This is a genomic window from Sphingopyxis sp. USTB-05 (assembly GCF_023822045.1).
GTDB lineage: Bacteria > Pseudomonadota > Alphaproteobacteria > Sphingomonadales > Sphingomonadaceae > Sphingopyxis.
Genome location: NZ_CP084712.1, coordinates 3,239,069 through 3,261,321 on the forward strand (window position 1 = coordinate 3,239,069; position 22,253 = coordinate 3,261,321).

A 22,253-nucleotide genomic window follows, 5' to 3' on the forward strand; every position below is an offset into this window, starting at 1 on the left:
TGCGAGAGCATGGTTTATTTTTTCCGAGTCTTGCCGGTTGCGTTCGCTTTAGCAACCGGTTTCACCCTGGCTTTTGTCGCAGTTTGGGCCGTCGCCTTTGGCTTTGCCCTGGATTTGGGGGCGGGTTTGGGCGCCGCTTTCGGCTTTGCCGTAGCGGCTTTCGGCTTTTCGGGTTTCGGCGTCGCGGCCATCAGGTCGGCGAAACTTTCGTCGATGCATTCGCGGAAAAAGGCGATGTCGGGCATGATCGAGCGTTCGCCGATGATCGAGAAGGCGATCCGGCCGTTATAGCTTGGGGTCGCAACGAACAGCCCCATATTGTTCGCGAGCGGTGCCATGCCATGCTGCTGCACCAACTGAGCACCGGCCAGATAGAGCGGCACCTGCGCGCCGGGGACATTCGAGATGAAGAGGTTGGTGCCGCGCACCGCGAAACGCTCGCTGGTCACGAGCCGGGCAACCGCCGCCATCGTGGCGCCCGGAATATGCTGCGACAGGTCGGTCATGATCCGCGCGCTGACCCCGGCCTTCGCCTCCTTCGCCTCGACCGTATAGTCGCGGATCGCCGCGAGCCGTTCGAGCGGTCCCGCGATGTCGGTGCGGATCGGGACGCTCATCGCCGACACCTGATTGCCCGGGGTCGATGCCTTTCCGCCCTTTCCGCGCAGATTGATCGGCGCGACCGCGACAAGGCTCTCGTTCGGCAGTTCCTTATGCTTCTGAAGATATTTGCGCAGCGCGCCGCCGACGGTGGTCAGCACCACGTCATTGACCGTCGCACCGAGCACTTTCTTGCGTATTTCCGCCACGTCGGTCAGCGCGACCGTCGTCGCGTCGAACATCTTGTGCGGGCCGACGGCCACGTTGAAGCGCGTTTCGGGGACTCCAGCGGTCATGCCGCCCTCGGAAATCGACTTCCGCGCCGAAGAGATGATCGCGGGCGACATCTTCATGAGCGCGTTCATGAACTTGACCGGCGACTGCATCGATGCCGACCAGGCGCGCGAGAGGGTTTCGGTGCTCGACGGTGCCTTGCCCAATTCCTCGACCGGCGGCGGTTCGGGTATCGCGGGCGTGCCCTTTGCATCGATGTCGCTCATCGCGATAAAGGCGTGCGCCCCCGACGCGCCGTCGACCGCTGCATGATGAACGCGGTGGAGCATCGCGAAGCTGCCCTTCGGGATGCCCGGAATGCGGTCGAGCCCCTCGATGATATAAATGTCCCAGAGCGGGCGATTCATATCCATCGGCTTTGAGAACCAGCGCGCGACCGCGATGCAGAATTGCCGCCAGTCGCCGGGTTCGGGCAGGCGCGCGTGGCTCATATGCGCCTCGATGTCGAAATGCTCGTCCTCGACCCAATAGGGATGGTCCATGTCGAACGGCAGGCGATGCAACCGCCGCTTGAACAGTGGCGAGGTGTCGACTCGGCTTTCGACGTGGCGGATGATGTCCTTGAAGCGCACGAAACCGCCCGGCGCGGTCGAGGGGTCATAGATATAGACCCCCATGATGTGCGTCAGATTGTTCGCGGTCTGCGTGTAGAGGAACTGGGCGTCCTGCGCGCTAAGCTGTTTGAGCATTTATCCTCCTGAACCCGGCAAGCGGTCGGCGAGCGCGACGGTCGAAAGCCGCATCGTCTCCATGACGTTGGCGAGGCCGCGCAGTTCCATCAGCAGCGCGCGGCGCGCCGCGAGATTCACCGGCGTCGCCTCTTCCGCGAGCCCCATGTGGCGCATCAGCGACAGGCCGTTGGCAAAGAGCAATTTTCCGATCGCCGCCTCGCTGCTGATACGGCGGAGCAGCCAGGCCTGCCGCCCCTCGACCAGCGCCGCGTCGAGCAGCGCCTTTTCGTCGACCGCATCGCCGGGATTCGCCCGCGCAAGCTGTTCGGCGACGACCGAATAGGCCTCGGCGAAGGGCAGCAGGATCGCGTGACCGACGACGGGCTGACAACGGCGTAGAAGCTGCGCGACACCGCGGTCGCCGCTCGCAAGCCGGCGGTCCCACACCGGGTCGATGCGGGCAAGTTCGGCCTCCAACGCGGCGCGATGTTCGTCGCGGGGCGGGTAGAAGAATTCGAATTTGAACAGATCGCGAAGGCGGTCGATCTTCGCCCAGAAGGCAGCCGTCGCATCGCCGCTGTCGCCATCGCGCAGTTCGAACAGGGCGAGTTCGATCATCGCACGGTCGAGGAAATGATGCGCGATGATGTTGCGGTAATAGCTTGCCATCGGATGTTTGGCGGGGTCGATCGAATAGACATTCTCGCTGCCCGCCTCGTAACGCGTCAGCAGGCCGCTCTCGACCAGCGTATCGACGGTTGCCGACAGCGCGCCGTCGTCGCCGCTCTCCAGTTCGCGGCTGAGACGGATATCGCGTGCACGCGCCCAGTCGGTCACCGCGCCGATCGCGCCGAGAAGTTCCGCGGCAGTTGCCCCCCGCGGCGCCATGCCGAGCAGGATCAGGCACATGACCGAGGTGACGGTGAGCGGGGTGACGCGGTTCGCCTCGACTGCGACCGCAAAGGCGATCTTCTCGAGCGCGCGCCTGTCGTCGGGGGCCGGCGCTTCGTCGATCACCACGGGATTGCCGATGTCCAGGCGGATGCGGCCCGATGGTTCCTTCAGGCTTTTCATATAGCCAATAAACCATGACAGGCTTTCGGGCTTCTTGTTCCGCCCCGTCTGTTCGGCCGCATATTCCTCGACATCGCGGATCAGGTCGAAGCTGGTGACGAAGGGAACGAAATGCACATCGCGCGTGCCCGTCGCATGTGCCGCGTCGAGGACATATTTCATCAGCCCATATTTGGGCGGCATCAGCTTGCCGAGCCGCGATCGCGTTCCCTCGAACGCCCAGCTCAGGGGGAAACGCTTGGCGAGCAGCCACGCGATATAATGACGCAGCACAAGCTTATAGACCGGCTGATCCTGAAAGCTGCGCCGGATGAAAATCATCCCCGATCGGCGGAAGAATTCGCCCATCACAGCGAAGTCGAGATTGGCGCCGCCGAAGCTGTGCAGCATCGGCATGTCGTTCTCATATGTCAGCCGGCTGGGCGTCGCGCCGTCGATATAGGTTTTGTGCGTGAAGAGAATCGCGGTGGGATGCTCGCGCAGGATGCCCCGCAGCTTCGCGAGCTCCGCCGCGTCGATTTCCATTTCAGGCGCATATCCGCCGAACATCATGCGATCGAGCCGCGCGCGAAGGTCGAGGAAGAGCGCCGACGGCCGCGCGATGACTTCCTTCATCAGCGGCCGTGCCTCGCGATAGAGATCGCCGACCGGGCGGCCCGTCTTCTCCGCCAGATCGGCGAGCGCGGCGCGGAATTTGGGACTGGTGCGCAGGCCATCGGCGACGAAGCGCGGCACCTTGTAACGCGTCCCCCGAATGCCGCGCTCCGCAACGTCGAGCGCAAGCGCCGCCTGCCGCGCGACGAAGCCCGCGAATTCCGGGCTGTCCGCGCCCTCGCCGTCGCCGCCGCCCGTTTGCGCGCAAAAGCGGTCGCGGAGCGTGTCGAGCGTCGCCGCCTCGCCGACCAATATCTGCGCCCGGCGGCGATCGCGGAGCAGAATCAGCCGGGACCGGAGCGGGCCCGGATGACGCGGATCGCCGAAGATCAGGTGGCGGAATTTGAGCGCGCGGTCCCTGTCGAACCCGGGGATGCGCCAAGCGACGCGCAGGGGCACCACCAGCCGCGACGGTGCACCGCCAAGCCGCGTCTGAAGCACGTCGACGGGCAGCGCATGGTCGCCATCCTCGATATCGAGACTTGCCCAGGCCGGTTCGTCATCGCCGCTCGTCGAATGGATCCAGTCGAGGAGCAGGCGCCGCTCGACCCCGTTGCGCGCGTCGATGATATAAAGCCGGTCGGCCGCCTGCTCCGCCACGATAGGGGTGCGGGGCGTTCCGTCCGCCACGGTTTAGACCGCCGTCATTGCGAGGAGCGAAGCGACGCGGCAATCCAGTGTCGCGTAAGCCGCCCTGGGTTGCTTCGCTTCGCTCGCAATGACGAGGTGAAACATGGCTAGGCCTTCTTTTCCTTTCGCGCGGCGGCTTTCTTGGCCGGAGCCTTTCTCTTCGCTGCGGGCTTCTTTTCAGCTGCCTTCTTCGTCTTGGCCTCAGGCGGAGCAGCCGCCGGCTCTTTCGCCACCGATTCCGCCACGCTCTCCTCAGGCTGCCCCAAGGTACGCAGGAACATGTTGCGGACGTCACGGACGTGATTGTTAATCGTCCGCGGGCTCCATTTCGACGTGTCGACGGGCGGCAGCACCGTGACGCGCACCGTTGCGGGACGCATCACGAACTCATTCTTCGGCGCCACGTCGGTCGCATTGTGAATGACGATCGGGACGATCGGAACGCCCGCCTGCATTGCAAGGTGGAACGCGCCCTTTTTGAAGGGTTCAAGCTTCGGCGTCAGGCTGCGCGTCCCTTCGGGCGCGATGCAGATCGACTTTCCTTCCTCGCGGATCGCGTCGACGAGGGGCTCCATCGCCTTGATCGCGCTCTTGCCGTCGGCACGGTCGACGAAGACGGTGCCGCCCCATTCCATCAGCTTGCCGAGGATGGGGATGTCCTTGATCTCCTTCTTCCCCACCCCGCCCATGTCGCGGCGGATGAGCTTGGCGAGGATCATCACGTCCGCCTTGCTCTGATGGTTGAAGATGAAGACGCATGGGCGCGATGACCAGAGATGGCGTTCGTCCTCGACCTCCAGCTCGACGCCGGTGATCGCGGTCGCGAAATCGCCGAACAGTCCCATCGAGAAATTGACCGCCTCACGCTGCGATCGGGTCAGCGCCCAGATCGGCAGGCCAGCAGCGAAGGCGCCGACGAGCGAGCCTGTTGCGTAAATGGTGCGCGTATAGTCGATCCACGACGGCGTGCCGCGGCTAGCAAAGCGCTGGACGGGCCAGTTGCGCTCATCGGCGATGCCCTTCAGCTTCATGTTCGGATTAAGCGGCCGCGGCTTGCCGACGCGTTCGAGCAGTTCGATATCGTCGTCGCTGTCCGAGTAGAAAAAGCTCTGATCGAGATCGAGGCCATATTCGGCGGCGAGTTCCTCGGCGGCAAGCACCTTCCCATCGCCAAAGCACAGCGGTCGGATGATCTCACCAGTGAAAACACCGTCCTCGATCTCATAGGCCGAGCATTTTATGTCGGTGATGCCAAGGTCGCGCGCGGTCGGTTCGATCTGGTAGATCGTCGCCGACGAGATGATTGCGACGCGATGCCCCTTTGCCTGATGCGCCTCGATAATCGCCCGCGTCTCGGGGTAAATTTTCCGCGCGATATGCTTTTTGTAGAGCTCTTCGCCAAACGCGACAAAGCTCTCCTCATCGACGCCCTTCATGAATTTGGCGGCGGCGGTCATCAGCCCCGAGAAACCGATCTGGCCGAGGCTGTGCTGCGCGACGACCTGTGCGGTCTCGGCAATCTCCTCGACCGACATTTCGCGGCGCTGAAATTTCTCGCGCAGCATCGCGGTCGCCGAATAGCCCGAGATGATCGTGCCGTCGAAATCGAACAGTGCGGCGATGTGCGGTCCGGGTTCGGAGCTGAGAACTTCTTCCAAATGTGGCTGCGGCCTTGGCACCCGTATCTCCCCACCAGCGGCTATGTTGCCGCTTATCCCTGCACGATGACAGGTAAAATGGGGTTAATCAATGGCCCGAAAGTGCCGACGCCTCGCGCGCGAGAGCTTCGACCCGCACCGGGTCGAGCGGCCCCGACGGGACGACCCAGCTGCCACCGACGCAAAGCACGGGCCCCAGCGCGAGCCATTCGGGTGCGGTCGCGGCGCTGATCCCGCCGGTCGGGCAGAAATTGATCCCGCCGAACGGCCCCGTGAGCGCCTTCAATGCCGGAATGCCGCCGCTTGTCGCGGCAGGGAAGAATTTGAAGCTGTCGAGTCCGAGGTCGAGCCCCGCCATGATATTCGATGCATTGGCGACGCCGGGCAGGAACGGGATGCCGCTTGCCACCGCCGCTTCGCCGAGGCTGTCGGTAAGGCCCGGGGAGACGATGAATTCGGAGCCCGCGTCAATGGCGTCCTTGAGCATCCGGGGGTTGAGCACCGTCCCCGCGCCGACCACCGCGCCGGGCACCGCCTTCATCGCCCGGATCGCATCGAGCGCCGCGGGGGTCCGCATCGTCACTTCGAGCACCCTGAGGCCGCCCGCGACGAGCGCCTCGGCCATCGGGACCGCATCCTCGACGCGGTCGATGACGATCACCGGGATGACCGGCGCGATGCGCATGATCTGCTCGATACCTGAATCCGACATTTCAATCTCCGTTCGCCCTGAGCTTGTCGAAGGGCTGTTCTTTTCTTGACCCGCTGGAAGGGAAATACGGTCCTTCGACAAGCTCAGGACAAACGGGTTTGAGGACTTAGGTCACCATTTCCATCGCCGCGAGCACCGCCGAACCGCCCTTCTCCGCCTCGTCGGCGTGATGGCGGAACAGCGCGAACAATTCGCGCCCGACGCCAAGCGCTGGCGGCGGCGCGGCGGCCGGTGTGCGCGATGCCCACTCGGCCTCGTCCACGAGCGCGACCGCTTCGCCGTTCACCGCGCACACGCGCACGATGTCCCCGTCCTGAAGATAGGCGAGCGGACCGCTCACCCCATCGGGGCCGGGCAAAGCTTCGGGTGAAAGGTGAATCACCGCAGGAACTTTGCCGCTGGCGCCCGACATGCGGCCGTCGGTGAGCAATGCGACGCGGTATCCCTTGTCCTGCAGCACACCGAGCGCGGGTGTGAGCTTGTGCAGTTCGGGCATGCCGTTGGCGCGCGGGCCCTGGAAGCGGACGACGACCACAACGTCGCGTTCCAGTTCACCCGCCTTGAATGCGGTGAGCACCTGATTCTGGTCGTCGAAGATCCGGCACGGCGCCTCGATCGTCCAACGATCCTGGGCCACGGCGCTGGTCTTGATGATCGCGCGGCCGAGATTGCCTGCGAGCAGGCGCATGCCCCCATCGGGCGAAAAGGGCGCCGCGACCGGACGCAGCATGGTGTCGTCGCGGCTGGTCTCCGGCGCGGCCTGCCAGCGGAGTTCGTCGTCCACGAGCACAGGCTCGGAGGCATAATCGGCCATCGTGCCGCCGACGGTCAGCACATCGCCGTGCAGCAAACCGGCGCCGAGCAGCTCGCGCACGATATAGCCGATGCCGCCGGCAGCGTGGAAATTATTCACATCGCCCGCGCCGTTCGGATAGACGCGCGCGAGCAAAGGCACGGCGTGGCTCAGCTCGTCGAAATCCTGCCAGTCGATGATAATCCCCGCCGCGCGCGCGATTGCGGGCAGGTGGATCGCATGGTTCGTCGAGCCGCCGGTGGCGAGAAGCCCGATCGCGGCGTTGACGATCGCCTTTTCGTCGATGCAGCGCGCAAGCGGGCGATAATCGTCGCCATCCCAGCCGATCTCGGCAATTCGGTGCGTCGCGGCGCGCGTCAGTTCCTGCCGCAGCTTGGTGCCGGGGTTGGTGAAGGCGCTGCCGGGAACGTGGAGCCCCATCAGTTCCATCATCATCTGGTTGCTGTTCGCCGTGCCATAGAAGGTGCAGGTGCCCGCGCCGTGATAGGACGCCGCTTCGGCCTCGAGCAACTCGTCACGCGTCGCCTTGCCTTCGGCATAAAGCTGGCGGACGCGCTGCTTTTCCTTGTTCGCAAGGCCAGAGGGCATCGGCCCCGCCGGCACGAGGATCTGCGGCAGGTGGCCGAAGCGCAGCGCACCAATCAGCAGGCCGGGAACGATCTTGTCGCAGATGCCGAGCAGCAGCGCGCTTTCGAACATCGCATGGCTGAGCGCGATCACCGTGCCCTGCGCGATATTGTCGCGGCTGAACAGCGACAGGTCCATGCCCGCCTGCCCCTGCGTCACGCCGTCGCACATCGCAGGGACGCCGCCCGCGACCTGTGCGGTCGCGCCCACTTCGCGCGCGAAGAGTTTGATCTGTTCGGGGTAGCGGCCATACGGCTGATGCGCCGAGAGCATGTCATTGTAGCTGGTGACGATGCCGATATTCATCGCGCCGCCGGTCCGGATCACCGCCTTGTCATCGCCCGACGCGGCAAAACCATGCGCGAGATTGCCGCACGACAGATTGCCGCGATTGGTCCCCGCCTCGCGCTGGCGTTCCATCAGGTCGAGATAGGCAGCGCGGCGCGGCGCGCTGCGCTGGATAATACGGTCGGTAACCTTGGCGATTACGGGGTTCAGATCAGTCATGCCAACTCGCTCCGTCGCGCTCGATCAGCGCGATTGCACTCGACGGCCCCCAGCTTCCCGCCGTGTAATTCTGCGGCGCCATGTCGACCGCGGCCCAGGCGTCGCGGATCGAATCGATCCACTGCCACTGCGCCTCGACCTCGTCGCGGCGCACGAACAGGGTCTGGTCGCCTTCGATGAAATCGAGCAGCAGACGCTCATATGCGATACGCCGACGTTCGCCCGCAAAGCTGTGCGAGAGCGAGACGTCCATCGTCACTTCTTTGAGCTTCACCCCGTCGCGATCGAGGCCAGGCTGTTTCGCCATCACCTTGACCCGGATATTTTCCTCGGGCTGCAAATTGATGATCATGCTGTTCGCATCGAGTTTGCCGGCGCCGACGCGCGCGAAAATATTGTGCGGCACGGGCTTGAACTGAATCAGCACCTCCGATTTGCGCTGCGGCATGCGCTTGCCGGTGCGCAGGTAAAAGGGCACGCCCTTCCAGCGCCAATTGTCGATATAGGCCTTTAACGCGACGAAGGTTTCGGTGTTCGACGGGTTGCCGAGTTCGTCGGCATAGCCCGCGACCGCGCCGCCGTTCACTGCGCCGCTGGTGTACTGGCCCTTGACGCTGTGCGACTTCACGTCCTCGGCCGTCATCTTGCGCAGCGAACGGAGCAGCTTGACCTTTTCGTCGCGTACCGCGGTCGACGAGACGCTCGCGGGCGGCTCCATCGCGATGATCGCGAGCAGTTGCAGCATGTGGTTCTGCACCATGTCCTTGAGCGCGCCGACGCCATCGTAATAGGATACGCGGCCTTCGAGCCCGACGGTTTCCGCAACCGTGATCTGGACATGGTCGATCGCCTGCGCATTCCACAGCGGCTCGAACAACATATTGGCAAAGCGCAGCGCGAGCAGGTTCTGGACCGTTTCCTTGCCCAGATAATGGTCGATGCGAAAGACGCGGTCCTCGGCGAAAGCGTCGCCGACCTGCGCATTCACGTCGCGCGAGGACACAAGGTCCTGCCCGATCGGCTTTTCCATCGCGATGCGGCATTCGGCGCAGGCGATGCCCGCGGCCTTCAGCCCCTGCGCAATCGGCCCGAACATCGAGGGCGGGGTCGAGAGATAGGCACCGATCGGGCGACCGAGCCGGTCGCCGAGCTGTGCCGCGAGTTCGTCATATCCCGTGCCCGCGCCTGCATCGACCGAACAATAATCGACGCGTTCGAGGAAGCCCGCGACCTGGCCGTCGTCGAGACGATCGGCGGAGAGATGATCGGTCAGCGCGTCGCGGACCATCTGGTGGCATGCTGCCCGATCCATCTTCGAGCGCCCCGAGGCGACAATCGTCAGCGCGTCTTCGAGCAGCCCGTCGACGTGGAGATTATAGAGCGATGGGAACAGCATGCGCTGCGCAAGGTCGCCCGTCGCGCCGAACAGGATCAGGGTTTCGACTTTCACGCTCACTACAGTCCCCTTGGATAGTATTTCAGAATTGGAGGATGCACCCCGCGAATGCAACGCGCATACGTAGGCCGCATACGATGTCGCCCCTTGGCAAATCGGACAACGCTGCCATAGGAATTCGCCATGTTCGACAGCCCTGCCCCTTATGATGTCATCGTCGTCGGCGGCGGTGTCAATGGCGCGGGCGTCGCGCGCGATGCCGCGGGACGCGGTGCGCGCGTGCTGTTGATCGAGGCAAATGACCTTGCCGAGGGCACCTCGTCGAAATCGACCAAGCTGATTCACGGCGGGCTGCGCTACCTCGAACATTATGAATTCGGCCTTGTGCGCGAGGCGCTGAAGGAACGCGAAATATTGTGGGGCATTGCGCCGCACATCATCCGTCCGCTGCGCTTCGTGCTGCCGCACCGGCCGGGGCTCCGCCCGCGCTGGCTGCTCCGCCTGGGCCTTTTCCTCTATGACCACATCGGCGGCCGCAAAAAGCTGCCGGCGACGCGTTCGATCGATTTGCGACGCCATGCCGCAGGTGGGCCGCTGCAGCCGCAATATGTCAAAGGCTTCGAATATTCGGACGGCTGGGTCGACGATGCGCGGCTTGTCGCGCTCAACGCGCGCGACGCGGCCGATCATGGCGCGCGGGTGCGCACGCGCACGCGGGCCGAAATGCTGCGCTGCGAGGACGGGTTGTGGATCGTCGATGCGCGCGACGATCAGGGGCACCAATATCGTTTCGCTGGCCGCAGCGTCGTCAATGCGGCGGGGCCTGCGGTGCTCGACCTGCTGAAGCGCGCCGACGCAGAACCCGATCACCAGATGCGGCTCGTACGCGGCTCGCACATCGTCGTGCGCAAGGTCTTCGAGCATGACTATGCCTATTTCTTCCAGCTTCCCGACGGGCGCATCTTCTTCGCGATTCCCTATGAACGCGACTTCACGCTGATCGGGACAACCGATCAGGATCATGAAGGACCGGCGAGCGAGGCGAAGGCAAGCGACGAGGAAATCGCCTATCTTTGCGAAGGCGCCAGCCTCTATTTTCGTGCGCCGATCACTCCCGCCGATGTCGTCTGGACCTATTCGGGCGTCCGGCCGCTGATCGAGGACGGATCGGGGCGTCCGGAGGCGGCGACGCGCGGATACCGCATAGACCTCGACATGGCGGAAGGCGCGCCGCTGCTCACCATCTATGGCGGCAAGATCACCAGCTATCGCCACGTCGCCGAAGACGCGGTCGACGAGCTTGCCGGGCACATCGACGCGCTGGCAGGCAGGCGCTGGACAGGAAAAGCGTCGCTGCCCGGCGGCGATTTCGTGACCGACGGTGCCGAGGCACTAAAGACTGAATATAGGCTCGCCTATCCCTTCCTGGCCGCCGCAACCGTCGACCGCATCGTCAAGGCCTATGGCACCGATGCGCGCCGCTGGCTGGGCGACGCGACCGACTGGGATGCGCTCGGCGGTGAAATCGCCCACGGACTCAGCGTTGCCGAAGTCCGCTGGATGGTGACGCGCGAATGGGCGCGCACGACCGACGACATTCTTTGGCGGCGGAGCAAGTTGGGGCTGCATTTCACGCCGGATGAAATAGCCGCGCTCGCCGAACAAAGCGCCCGCCTCGTCACCGAGGCGCGGCTCGCCGACGCGGAATATTATGACGGCCGCGTAGACGACTGATAGCTGGCCTGGCGCGCGCATCGCCCGCCGCGCGGGCAAGCTCGCCTAATCCGCGCCGAACTGTTCGGCGAGCTTGGCGCGCCGCACTTTCCAGGTTTCGGCGAGCGCGGGCACGTCGCGAAGCGCGCGAAGATCGGCGACGCGATCCTTCGCTTCGCCGCCGATCAGCAGCCCGAAGAGCGACGCGAGCGGCCATTCGGGCCAAGGCCGTTCGACCAGTTCAAGATCGTCGCCCGCGCGCACGGTGCCAGGTTCGAGCACGCGGTAATACCAGCCCGAGCGCCGCGTCTTCACGACGCCGGCCATCACGCCCTTGGCCCCGAAACGATGGTCGAGTTTCCAGCACGGCTGGCGCGCCTGCGTCACCTCGACAAGCGCGCTGCCGAGACGGAAGCGATCCCCCAGAAAAACGCTGTTTTCGTCGAGTCCGGCGGTCGAGATATTCTCCCCGAACGCGCCCGCCGTATCGAGCAGGGGCACATCGCCGAGCTGACCGCGCCACCAGTCATAATGATCGGCGGGATAATGATGGATCGCTTTGTCGATGCCGCCATGGACGCTGCGGTCGGCCTGTTCGTCGCCGACGAGCCCCATCGCGTCGACCGCGACGGCGTCGGCGACCGGCAGCTTGCCTATCGCGCTCGGCTCGTCGCCGCGAAAGGGGCGCGCCTTGCCCGTCAGGACAGCGAGAATCGGGGTCTTCATGCCCGCGATTGCATAGGCCAAGCGGCGCAAATGGCAATTGGCAGACTTTGGCAGGAGGCTTGGGACGCCAGACTTAGGCCTCGGCGAGCGCGGGCGTTTTTTGCGTCCGCGTCGCGAGTACGATCGCGAGCCCGGCGAGCGCCATCCCCGCCCCCGCGATCGACACCGCCGGAAAACCGAGGCCAAGGCCGATCACCCCGCCACCAACCGCGGCGCCGATCGCATTGCCGAGGTTGAAGGCGCCGATGTTGACCGCCGAGGCAAGGTTCGGCGCGTCGGACGCCGCCTCCATCACGCGCATCTGGAGCGGCGGGACGATGGCGAAGGTCGCGACGCCCCACAGGAAGATCGTGACCGCCGCGGCAATCGGCGAGTACATGGTCATCGCGAACAGCAGGAGCATCGCCGCAAGCCCGGTGAGCGAGACGATCAGCGTCCGATCGATCGAGCGGTCGGCGAAGACGCCGCCGAGCCAGTTGCCGGCGGTCAGGCCGAGCCCGTAAATCACCAGCATCGCGGTAACGAACAAGGTCCCTGCCCCCGTCGCTTCGGTCAGAATCGGGGCGATATAGGTGAAGACGGTGAACATCGCGGCAGAACCGATTGCGGTGAGGGCGAGCGCGACGAGCACCGCGCGGCGTTTCAGCACGCCAAGCTCGGCGAGCATATTGCCGTCCTCGGCACGCGGAATGTCGGGGAGCGCGAAGCGAAGCGCGACCATCGTGAACAGGCCCCAGATCGCGATGATGCCGAACGCGGTGCGCCAGCCGAAGGTTTCGCCGACCCAGGGCGCAAGCGGCACGCCGATGACGTTGGCGAGCGTCAGCCCCATGAACATGGCCGCGACCGCGCTCGCGCGTTTTTCGGGCGGGACGAGGCTCGCCGCGACGACCGAGCCGACGCCGAAAAACGCGCCGTGGTTCAGCGAGGTGATGACGCGTGCGACCATCAAGGTCGTGTAATCGCCCGCGACCGCGGACAGGAAATTGCCGAGCGTGAAGATGGCCATCAGGCCGATCAGCAAGGTCCGGCGGTTCATCCGCGCGGTGGTGAGCGTCATCAGCGGCGCGCCCAGCATGACGCCGAGCGCATAGGCCGAGACGAGCAGCCCGGCGGCGGGGATCGAGACGCCAAGCCCCTCGGCCATATCGGGGAGCAAGCCCATCGGGGCAAATTCGGTGATGCCGATACCGAAAGCGCCCGTCGCGAGCGCGAGCAGCGGGAAATTGATTTTCATGGGATGCTTCCTGTCAGACGAGCGGCGGGTTGAGGCGCGCGAAGCCCGCCTGTTGCCGGTAGGGCGTGTGCGGATAGGGCGGCAGCACGTCGCTCGCGGCGTCGAGCGCCGCCACCTGCTCCGCCGTCAGCGTCCAGCCGACCGCGCCCAGATTCTGCCGAAGCTGCTCCTCGTTACGCGCGCCAATGATCACCGACGAGACGGTCGGACGCTGGAGCAACCAGTTGATCGCGACCTGCGGCACCGTCTTGCCGGTTTCGGCGGCGACAAGCTCCAGCGCATCGATCACGCGGTAAAGCAGATCCTCGGCGACCGGCGGCGCAAACTGTTCGGTTTCGTGGAGGCGGCTGCCCGCGGGAACCGGCCGGTCGCGGCCGATCTTGCCGGTGAGGCGCCCCCAGCCGAGCGGACTCCAGACGAGCGCGCCAATACCCTGATCGGCGGCGAGCGGCATCAGATCGGCTTCATAGGCGCGGCCGATCAGCGAATAATAGACCTGATGCGCGACGAAGCGCGGCGCGGCCAGCCGGTCGGCGGCCGCCTGCGCCTTCATGAGCTGCCAGCCGGGATAGTTGGAGACGCCGGCATAGCGCAGCTTGCCCGCGGCGATGAGCGTGGCAAGCGTGTCCATCAGCTCGTCGACCGGGGTCGAGGCGTCGAACGCATGGAGCTGGAGCAGGTCGATATGGTCGGTGCCGAGGCGACGGAGCGAGGCGTCGACCGCGCCGATCAGCCGGCTGCGCGAGGCGCCCCAATCCTGCGGACCATCGCCCATCGGCAAGCCGGTCTTGGTCGAGATCAGCACCGCGTCGCGGCGGCCCTTGATCGCAGCACCCAAAATCTCTTCCGACGCGCCGTTCGAATAGACGTCGGCGGTGTCGAACAGCGTCACTCCCGCGTCGAGGCTGATGTCGATGAGGCGCCGCGCTTCGTCGGCATCGCTGCTGCCCCAGGCGCTGAACAGCGGTCCCTGTCCGCCGAAGGTGCCGGTTCCGAAGCTCAACGCCGGAACGCGCAGTCCCGATGATCCCAATTGGCGATAATCCATGATCCACCCTTTCGATTGCGTGTCGAACGCATAGATGGACGCGCGCATTGGGCCGTTGTAGCGTTGCATGAAGCGAAATATTTTTGAAATGAACGCAAAGATGGATGGAAGCGGCGACCGCGCACGATCGATGGAAGTCTTTGCCGCGACGATCGCCGAGGGCAGTTTTTCGGCCGCAGGGCGCTGCCTTGGGCTGACGCCGTCGGCGGTCAGCCGCACGATCGACCGGATCGAGGCGCGGCTGGGCGTGCGCCTGTTGCTGCGCTCGACGCGCGCGCTGACGCTGACCCCCGAGGGCGAAGCTTATCTGCGCGCCGCTCGGCGCATTCTCGCCGACCTTGGCGATGCCGAACAGGCGATCGCCGATCAGGGCGCCCCGCGCGGACGGCTGCGCGTGAGCGCGGCGCAGGCGCACGGGCGACAGACGATCGTGCCGCTGATCGGCGAGTTCGTGCGACTCTATCCGCACATCCTCGTCGACATCAGCCTTGCCGACCGGCTGGTCGATATCGCGGCGGGACAGGCCGACGTCGCGATCCGTTTCGGCCCGCTCGCCGACAGCCCGCTGACCGCGCGCAAGCTGGGCGAAAGCCGCCGCGTCATCGTTGCCTCCCCCACCTATCTGGCGGCGCACGGCACGCCGCGTAGCCCTGAAGATCTGCACGATCATAATTGCCTGAACTTCAACTTCCGCCGCGCCGAGCCCGTGTGGCCGTTCCGCGACGGGACGCGGGAGTACGCGCTGTCGGTGCGGGGCAATATCGAGGCGAACAATGGCGAGACGTTGGGGCAGCTCGCCGCCGCGGGGGTCGGCATCGCGCGCGTCGGCGCGTTCAGCATCGCCGACCAGATCGAAAGCGGCGCGCTGGTGCCGATACTGGAGGATTATAATCCGGGCGACATCGAGGCGATCCACGCGGTTTTCGCGGGCGGGGCGAACACGCCGGCGCGGGTGCGGGTGTTCGTGGACTTCCTTGTCGAACGGCTGGGGCGTGGAGGTTGAGATTGGTGGTCAGGGAACGACCGGAACCTGCCCTATCTTTCGTCGTCACCCCGGACTTGATCCGGGGTCCCGCTATTTCGTGAAGCGTGCCAGTGCCTTCAATAAGCGGGATCCCGGATCAAGTCCGGGATGACGGAAGTGTGTAACAGGATGTCCGCCCTCCACCCCGTTTCAGCCCTTCGGAGCCGATCCGGCTGAAATGACGGCAATCGACCGATTGCGGACAAGTTGCAGATGCTGCTGGGGTGCAGCCTGCTTGGCATAGTGAAATCGACGGTGAGCCGCTAACGTAGCAGTTCGTAAGGACAGTCTGTATATTCCCCGTCCAGCCTTCCGTCGGCAGGCATCGCCAAGTAACAAAAGCCTCCACTGGGCTTGGCCAGGCTTCCAAGACAGAAATAGGCACGCTCGTTCTTCGGAACAGAAATATTGTCCATCACCCGGGTGATCTCTTCTTCGCTTTCAAGGACATTGTAACCGACCTCCGACAGATATTGGCGGCAGCTAAGTTGGTCGGCCTCATCCCTCTCACCGGGATTAGAGCAACTTATGACTCCTAACCCGCACATAGAAACTAGGAAGCTGACGCAAATCTTGATCGAGATGTTCATATCGCCAGTTTTAATGCATTTCCGTCCGCTTCCCACTCCCTTTACGTCGCTGGCCGCTAATCTAGATACGATGGCAGCTCTCGACCAGAAGCGGACATTGCGTGCGCGCTGAGTCCTCCGTAATCTATGATTATGACTCAGAGCGCGTTTGAATGGGATCCTCGTCCACCCACCGCCCATGAGCGACTCATCTGTGGCGTATGGTTGACGGCATTTATGGTTGCCGTAGCAAATCGGTATTTTGCGTGGCGGTTGTTTCAAGGTTTTGACAATGGGGTTCTCTTTGTCCTGTTCGTTGTCGCTTTTTTCCTCATCGCTAGATTGCCTACAGTAAGGCGCAATGAGGACATTCGACGGCCTTTGGCATATTGGCTAACAATTGGCGCCGGTGTGGTTGGTGCGCTAGTTTTGACATTTACTGGCTCTCAGCACTGAAGTCAGCTTCCCCACCCCAAAACAGACATTACCTTCAAATAGGTCTTTCCTACATTATCCGGCCGTGCCAGCCTTCATCCGGCTCTTTCATTCGGTGAGAAAAAAGACGGTCGCTGCCTGGCTTTCCGGTGACCATGATCGGACGTGCCGCGCACATCCAGCACTCCGCGACCGGCAAACCGGCGCGCTCATAGGGCTGAACTTTCCTGAACTTTGAAATATTGCGCGGCCCTTGCACCGAAGCGAGCGCCTACTGACGAACTGACACGCCCCGCATCGCCGGGTTGAGACAAGCCCATATCGATGAGCTATCGTACGATCATGACCAGCGAAAAGATCGACCTGCCCGTCCGCCGTCTGGGCCTTGCCGAACCCGGCGACGAAACGCTGATGCGGAGCATTGCCGTCGAGGCGCCGGTGTCGGTCGAGGTCGGCGGCATCGCCTATGCGGTGATGATGGCGACCCCAGCCGACCTTGAAGATTACGCGATCGGCTTTGCGCTGGGCGAGGGTCTGATCGAGACGGCGACCCAGATCGGCCGCGTCGATGCGCACGCGATCGAGGGCGGCTGGGCGCTGCGCATCTGGTTGCCGCCCGAACGCAATGCGATCGCGCTCGAACGCGCGCGCAAACGGGTGAGCGAGAGTAGCTGCGGTCTCTGCGGGATCGAGAATATCGAGGAGGTGTTGCGCCCCCTGCCCACCGTCACCGCGCGGATCGCCACCGACCGGGGCGCCATCGCGGCGGCGCTGTCGGCGCTTGGCGATCACCAGCCGCTCGGGGGCGCGACGGGCGCGGTCCATGCCGCGGCTTTCTGTACGCCCGATGGCGCGATCCGGATCGTGCGCGAGGACGTCGGGCGGCACAATGCGCTCGACAAGCTGGTCGGGGCGATGGCGCGCGCGGGGATCGATCCGGGGACAGGCTTTATCCTGCTGTCGGCGCGTTGCAGTTACGAGCTGGTCGAAAAGACGGTGCGCGCGGGATGCCCGATGCTCGTCACCATCTCGGCGCCGACGAGCCTGGCGGCGGAGCGCGCGGCAGCGGCGGGATTGACGCTGGTCGCGCTGGCGCGGACGGACTCGGCGCTGGTGATCAGCGATCCGCGCGGGATGATCATATGAGGACGCTCGGCGCGGTGCTTGCGGGTGGCCGTTCGAGCCGCTTCGGGTCGGACAAGGCGCTCGCGATGCTGGATGGGCGCACGTTGCTCGATCATGCGACGGCGACGCTGCGCCCGCATTGCGACGCGGTGGTCGTCGTCGGTCGCGGCGACGTCGCCGACTGGCCGCGCCCCGACATGGGGCCGCTCGGCGGCATGGCAGGGGCGCTCATCCATGCGGCGGATCGGGGGTTCGATCAGTTGCTGACGGCGCCGGTCGATTGTGTGCGCCTGCCCGATGATTTGCGGGCGTTGCTGGAGCCCGCGCCGGCATTTCTGGGCACGCAGCCGGTAATCGGGCTTTGGCCGGTCGCGGCGCTGCGCGACCTTCGCGTCATGCTGGAGGATGGAAGCGATCTTGCGGTCAAGGCCTTTGCCCGGCGGATCGGCGCGCGCGCCGTGACGAGCGACTTCGTGCCGCCGAATATCAACCGCAGCGCCGACCTCGACCGCCTGACGGGATCATGATCCGCCGATGGCGTTCACGGTGAACGCCAATATGCCCATGTTGAAGATGAACGCCGCCATGCAGTGGCCGAGCACGACGCGGCGCATATGCGCGCCCGATATGGTGACGTCCGACGTCTGGAACGTCATGCCGAGCGTGAAGGCGAAATAGAGGAAGTCCCAATAGCCGGGCTCGTGCACCCCCGGCACCTCGATCCCGCGCTGGTCGCGGCCGTCCTTCTGCAGATAATAGAGATGCGCGTAGTGGAGCGTGAACACCATATTCGCGAACAGCCACGCGAGCGCGAGCGTCGCGACGATGAGGACGACGTCGGTGCGGCCCAGATGGCCGGGGCTCGCGATCAGCGTGCCGACCGCGAACAGGATAACGAGCGAGAGGAGCACGGTGATCGCGAGGAGCCCGATGCGGTTCGCGTCATTATTCTCGGCGCGGCGGCGCATCTGATCGGCACTGGCACCGAACAGCGGCATCACCGTGCACAGGAAGATGAATGCGGCCGCGTCGAAGCCGATCAGAAAGGCCGCGCGCGGATCGATCCGCGCGGCGAGGGCGGCGGCCAGCGCGGCGACCAGCACGACGGGAAAGATCAGGAAACGGACGGGCGCGATATGCTTGCCGACAGCCATCGGCGGCGTCAGCCCGCGATCCCGACGACGCGCACCGGGATCGACTTCGCTGCCGGACAGCCGCTGGTCTTGTCATAGAAAGCAAGCGGCAGCAGCGGATTGAGTTCAGGATAATAGCCCGCGACCGAGCCGCGCGACATCGGATAGTCGATGATGGTGAGCCCGTCGACGCGGCGTGCGATGCCGTCGGCGCCGATCGTTTCGAGCGCGACCTTGGTGCCCGCCTCCAGCCCGCGCGCCGCAATATCGGCGGCATTCATGAACAGGATCATGCGGTCGTTATACACGCCGCGATAGCGGTCGTTGTAGCTATAGATGGTCGTGTTGAACTGATCGTGCGAGCGGACGGTCGCAAGGCGCAGCATATCAGGATCGTCGACCGGCGCGTTGACCGCGAGCCCTGGAAGCACAAGGAAATTGGCCTTGCCGTTCGGGGTCGCCCACGCACGGCGGCGCGGCGGAATGTCGAGGTGAAAGCCGAGCGGCGCCTTGATCCGCTCCGAAAAGCCAGCGTACAGCGCGGGATAGACTTCGGCGATCTTGTCACGGATCAGGCCGTAATCGTCGATATAGCTGGCCCAGTCGACCTTGCTGTCCGGCAATGTCGCCATCGCCATGCGGCAGACGATCTCGGTCTCGGTCAGCAGATCGGGGCTCGCCGGGTCGAGCACGCCGCGCGAGGCGGTGACGTTCGACATCGAATCCTCGATCGTCACGAACTGCTCGCCCTTCGCGGTCTCGATCCGTTCGGAGCGCGCGACGACGGGCAGGATCAGCGCGTCCTTGCCATGGACGAGGTGGCCGCGGTTGAGCTTGGTCGCGATGCCGACGGTCAGGTCGAGCTTTCGCATCGCGTCGTAGGAGCGGTCGGTATCGGGCACCGCGCGGACGAAATTGCCGCCGAGGCCAATGAAGACCTTGGCGCTACCCGCGAGCATTGCCTCGACCGACTCCACGGTGTGATGGCCGTGGTCGCGGGGCGGTTCGAAACCGAAGACGTCGCGCACCTTGTCGAGATAGGCCTGGCCCGGTTTCTCGTCGATGCCGACGGTGCGGTCGCCCTGCACGTTCGAATGGCCGCGGATCGGCGAGATGCCGGCGCCAGGCTTGCCATAATTGCCCTTCAGGAGGAGCAGGTTCGCGATCTGCTGGACAAGCTGCGATCCCTGCTGGTGCTGGGTGACGCCCATGCCATAGCAGATTATCGTGGCGTTCGAGCGGATGTAGATTTCGGCGCAGCGGCGGATCTGCGCCTCGTCGATCCCCGACGCTGCGACGAGGTCGGGCCAGTTCTGCGCCTCGACATCGGCCTTCAGCGCCTCGAAGCCCGACGTATGTTCGGCGATGAAGGCGTGGTCGAGCAGCGTCTCGCCCGCCGCCTCGCGCTCGAACAGAACCTTCATCATGCCCTTCAAGAGCGCGAGGTCGCCGCCGATCTTGATATGCACGAACTCGCTGGTGATGTCGCTGGAGCCGAAGGTCGCCATCTGAACGATGTCCTGCGGCTCGGTGAATTTGATCAGCGCGCGCTCGGGCATCGGGTTGACCGCGACGATCGGAATCCCGCGTTTTCGTGCCTCGACGAGCGGCGTCATCATCCGCGGCGCGTTGGTCCCCGCATTGTGGCCAATCAGGAAGATCGCCTCGGCATGGTCGAAATCCTCGAGGATCACCGTGCCCTTGCCGACGCCGATCGACTGCGGCAGGCCGCGGCTCGTCGGTTCGTGGCACATGTTCGAACAATCGGGGAAATTGTTGGTGCCATATTCGCGCACGAAGATCGAATAGAGGAAGGCCGTCTCGTTCGCGGTACGGCCCGACGTGTAGAATTCGGCCTGATCCGGGCTGGCGAGCGCACCGAGGTGTCGGCCGATCAACGCGAAAGCGTCGTCCCATCCGACAGGAACATAATGGTCGGTCGCCGCGTCGTACCGCATAGGCTCGGTCAGCCGCCCCTGCATTTCGAGCCAGTAATCCGACTGCCCCATCAATTCGGTGACGCTATGCTGCGCAAAAAACTCGCGCGTGACGCGGAACTTCGTCGCCTCATGCGCAAGCGCCTTCGCGCCGTTTTCGCAAAATTCGAGCTTCTTGGTGCAATGCGCGTCGGGAAAGGCGCAGCTCGGGCATTTGAACCCGCCCGGCTGGTTCATCGACAGCAGCGCGCGCGATCCCTTGGTAACGACGCTTTGTTCGAGCAGCACCTTGGCGGTCGCCGCTGCGGCGCCCCAGCCGCCGGCGGGGCTATTATAGGTCTTATACCGGGGGACATTGTCGGCCATGTCGCCGACTAAAGCATAGCGGCCCGGGCATATCCATCGGTCTTTGGTGTTAACCTGGCCGCCAACGATCAGGAAAGCGGCGGGGACGGTCGTTCCGTCCCCGCCGCACGGATCAGTCGAAAAGCTCTTCGAGGAAGGATTTTCGCCGTTTCGGATATCCTTTGTGATGTTTCCCATAGTGCGGGTCCCACCCGTGCGACGCCGCGGGATAGCCCTGCGGCGGCGGCGCGGATTGGGGTGCGGGCTGCGCTGCCGGTTGCGACAGCGCGCTACGTTCGATGATCTTGTCGAGTTCGCCGCGATCGAGCCACACACCTCGGCATTGCGGGCAATAGTCGATCTCGACTCCCTGACGATCGGACATGGCGAGCGGGGTTTTGCATGCCGGACAGGGCATGCCAACGGCGGCGCCGGTCATCGCGCACTGCCCCCATGTTCGCAGGGAAATTCAGAAAAATGATGCGTCATCGCATGGTCTCCAATCATGATCGGATCGGGGACATGATGCGGCTTGAAAAAGCATATTGGTCGAGCCGGCATCGGAAATCCCCGATGCGGTCCGACATCACGATCCCGAAGGATCGCCAGAGGGGCCCGGCCCGCATAGCTGACATAAGCGATGTCGGCGGGAATTCAACAATGGCGCGCGCCTGCTCCGTCGTTTCAGCCCGCGTCAGCCTCCGCCCATGGCGTGAACCGGGCCATGATGCGTTCGAACAGCTCCGACGACACAAGGCGCGCCAGCCACGCCCGGACCCGATGCGGCGCATGGGCCGCGAACCAGTCCGCATCGACCCCCGCAAACTGCCGCACGAACGGGAATAGCGCGATGTCGCTGAAGCCCCTGTTCGTCCCGTCCAGATGATCATGTCGCGCCAATCGTTCATCCAGCCTTGCCAGCATCGACAGGCCCGCAGCCCGATGCGCAAGCGGATCGGCGTCATATCGTCCGGAATATTTGTAACGATCGAGATGATGTTTGAAGACCTCGTCGAACTCGGCAACCAGGGCCGCGTCGGCGCGGGGGCTCCAGTCCTCGGGGTCATGCCGTGCCAATGCCCAGCGCATGATGTCGAGGCTTTCGTCGATCACCGTGCCGTCCGGCAGAACGAGCACCGGCACGGTGCCTTTGGGCGATGCCGCCAGCATCGCCGGCGGCTTGTCGCGCAGCACCACCTCGCGATGCGAATGAGGCGTCTCGCTGACCGCCAAAGCCATGCGCGCCCGCATCGCATAGGGACAGCGCCGAAAGCTGTAGAGGATCGGGATATCGGACATGGCCCGTCCCTTAAACGGCCCTCCC

At 64.5% G+C, this 22,253-nt stretch carries 17 protein-coding genes; 4 read left to right on the forward strand and 13 right to left on the reverse strand.

What is annotated here, in order from left to right; genetic code table 11:
- Positions 1-14: 14 nt before the first annotated feature.
- The 6 genes from KEC45_RS15080 to zwf all read right to left on the reverse strand — a co-directional run bounded on the left by KEC45_RS15080 (position 15) and on the right by zwf (position 9,637).
- Positions 15-1,583 carry a wax ester/triacylglycerol synthase family O-acyltransferase gene (locus tag KEC45_RS15080; protein ID WP_062177204.1) on the reverse strand — a complete coding sequence of 523 codons (1,569 nt, stop codon included), beginning with the start codon at positions 1,581-1,583 and terminating at the stop codon, positions 15-17.
- Positions 1,584-3,923: a glycerol-3-phosphate 1-O-acyltransferase gene (locus tag KEC45_RS15085; protein WP_062177202.1), complete on the reverse strand. Its 2,340-nt coding sequence runs from the start codon at positions 3,921-3,923 to the stop codon at positions 1,584-1,586.
- Between the two features lie 107 nt (positions 3,924-4,030).
- Positions 4,031-5,581 (reverse strand): HAD-IB family hydrolase, encoded by a 1,551-nt coding sequence (locus KEC45_RS15090; protein WP_238586540.1) that lies wholly within the window; start codon positions 5,579-5,581, stop codon positions 4,031-4,033.
- 88 nt (positions 5,582-5,669) lie between these two features.
- Positions 5,670-6,293, reverse strand: coding sequence for a bifunctional 4-hydroxy-2-oxoglutarate aldolase/2-dehydro-3-deoxy-phosphogluconate aldolase (gene eda, locus KEC45_RS15095; RefSeq protein WP_062177196.1), 624 nt, complete (start codon positions 6,291-6,293; stop codon positions 5,670-5,672).
- Positions 6,294-6,399: 106 nt separating this feature from the next.
- Positions 6,400-8,241 (reverse strand): phosphogluconate dehydratase, encoded by a 1,842-nt coding sequence (edd, locus tag KEC45_RS15100; protein ID WP_062177193.1) that lies wholly within the window; start codon positions 8,239-8,241, stop codon positions 6,400-6,402.
- A complete protein-coding gene (gene zwf, locus KEC45_RS15105) occupies positions 8,234-9,637 on the reverse strand; it encodes a glucose-6-phosphate dehydrogenase (protein ID WP_062183432.1) in 1,404 nt (467 codons plus the stop codon). Before zwf ends, edd begins: the two co-directional genes overlap by 8 nt.
- Positions 9,638-9,820: 183 nt before the next feature.
- Between zwf and glpD the strand changes: the two genes are divergently transcribed.
- A complete protein-coding gene (glpD, locus tag KEC45_RS15110; RefSeq protein WP_062177190.1) occupies positions 9,821-11,371 on the forward strand; it encodes a glycerol-3-phosphate dehydrogenase in 1,551 nt (516 codons plus the stop codon).
- Between the two features lie 45 nt (positions 11,372-11,416).
- Here glpD and KEC45_RS15115 read toward each other — a convergent pair whose 3' ends face one another.
- The 3 genes from KEC45_RS15115 to KEC45_RS15125 form a co-directional block, all read right to left on the reverse strand.
- Entirely contained in the window at positions 11,417-12,076 is a 660-nt protein-coding gene (locus tag KEC45_RS15115; protein WP_062183429.1) for an MOSC domain-containing protein, read from the reverse strand.
- 73 nt (positions 12,077-12,149) lie between these two features.
- Positions 12,150-13,313, reverse strand: coding sequence for an MFS transporter (locus KEC45_RS15120; RefSeq protein ID WP_062177186.1), 1,164 nt, complete (start codon positions 13,311-13,313; stop codon positions 12,150-12,152).
- 13 nt (positions 13,314-13,326) lie between these two features.
- Positions 13,327-14,361, reverse strand: coding sequence for an aldo/keto reductase (locus KEC45_RS15125; RefSeq protein ID WP_062183426.1), 1,035 nt, complete (start codon positions 14,359-14,361; stop codon positions 13,327-13,329).
- A gap of 88 nt (positions 14,362-14,449) precedes the next feature.
- On the opposite strand from KEC45_RS15125, the gene KEC45_RS15130 reads away from it, so the two are divergent.
- The 3 genes from KEC45_RS15130 (at position 14,450) to KEC45_RS15140 (ending at position 18,041) form a co-directional block, all read left to right on the forward strand.
- Entirely contained in the window at positions 14,450-15,364 is a 915-nt protein-coding gene (locus KEC45_RS15130; RefSeq protein WP_062183422.1) for a LysR family transcriptional regulator, read from the forward strand.
- Between the two features lie 1,349 nt (positions 15,365-16,713).
- Positions 16,714-17,535 carry a formate dehydrogenase accessory sulfurtransferase FdhD gene (fdhD, locus tag KEC45_RS15135; protein WP_252171129.1) on the forward strand — a complete coding sequence of 274 codons (822 nt, stop codon included), beginning with the start codon at positions 16,714-16,716 and terminating at the stop codon, positions 17,533-17,535.
- Complete coding sequence (locus tag KEC45_RS15140) at positions 17,532-18,041, forward strand: molybdenum cofactor guanylyltransferase (RefSeq protein ID WP_062177179.1); 510 nt, start codon at positions 17,532-17,534, stop codon at positions 18,039-18,041. Before fdhD ends, KEC45_RS15140 begins: the two co-directional genes overlap by 4 nt.
- On the opposite strand, the gene KEC45_RS15145 is transcribed toward KEC45_RS15140, so the two are convergent.
- The 4 genes from KEC45_RS15145 to KEC45_RS15160 all read right to left on the reverse strand — a co-directional run bounded on the left by KEC45_RS15145 (position 18,036) and on the right by KEC45_RS15160 (position 22,228).
- The gene (locus KEC45_RS15145) at positions 18,036-18,668 is read right to left on the reverse strand and encodes a DUF1345 domain-containing protein (RefSeq protein ID WP_062177176.1); all 633 of its coding nucleotides are present in this window, start codon (positions 18,666-18,668) and stop codon (positions 18,036-18,038) included. The two genes, KEC45_RS15140 and KEC45_RS15145, sit on opposite strands and share 6 nt — an antisense overlap.
- Before the next feature lie 8 nt (positions 18,669-18,676).
- The gene (locus KEC45_RS15150) at positions 18,677-20,950 is read right to left on the reverse strand and encodes an FdhF/YdeP family oxidoreductase (protein WP_062177173.1); all 2,274 of its coding nucleotides are present in this window, start codon (positions 20,948-20,950) and stop codon (positions 18,677-18,679) included.
- Between the two features lie 112 nt (positions 20,951-21,062).
- Entirely contained in the window at positions 21,063-21,368 is a 306-nt protein-coding gene (locus KEC45_RS15155; RefSeq protein ID WP_062177171.1) for a zf-TFIIB domain-containing protein, read from the reverse strand.
- Between the two features lie 245 nt (positions 21,369-21,613).
- Positions 21,614-22,228 carry a glutathione S-transferase gene (locus KEC45_RS15160; RefSeq protein WP_062177168.1) on the reverse strand — a complete coding sequence of 205 codons (615 nt, stop codon included), beginning with the start codon at positions 22,226-22,228 and terminating at the stop codon, positions 21,614-21,616.
- Positions 22,229-22,253: the final 25 nt, after the last annotated feature.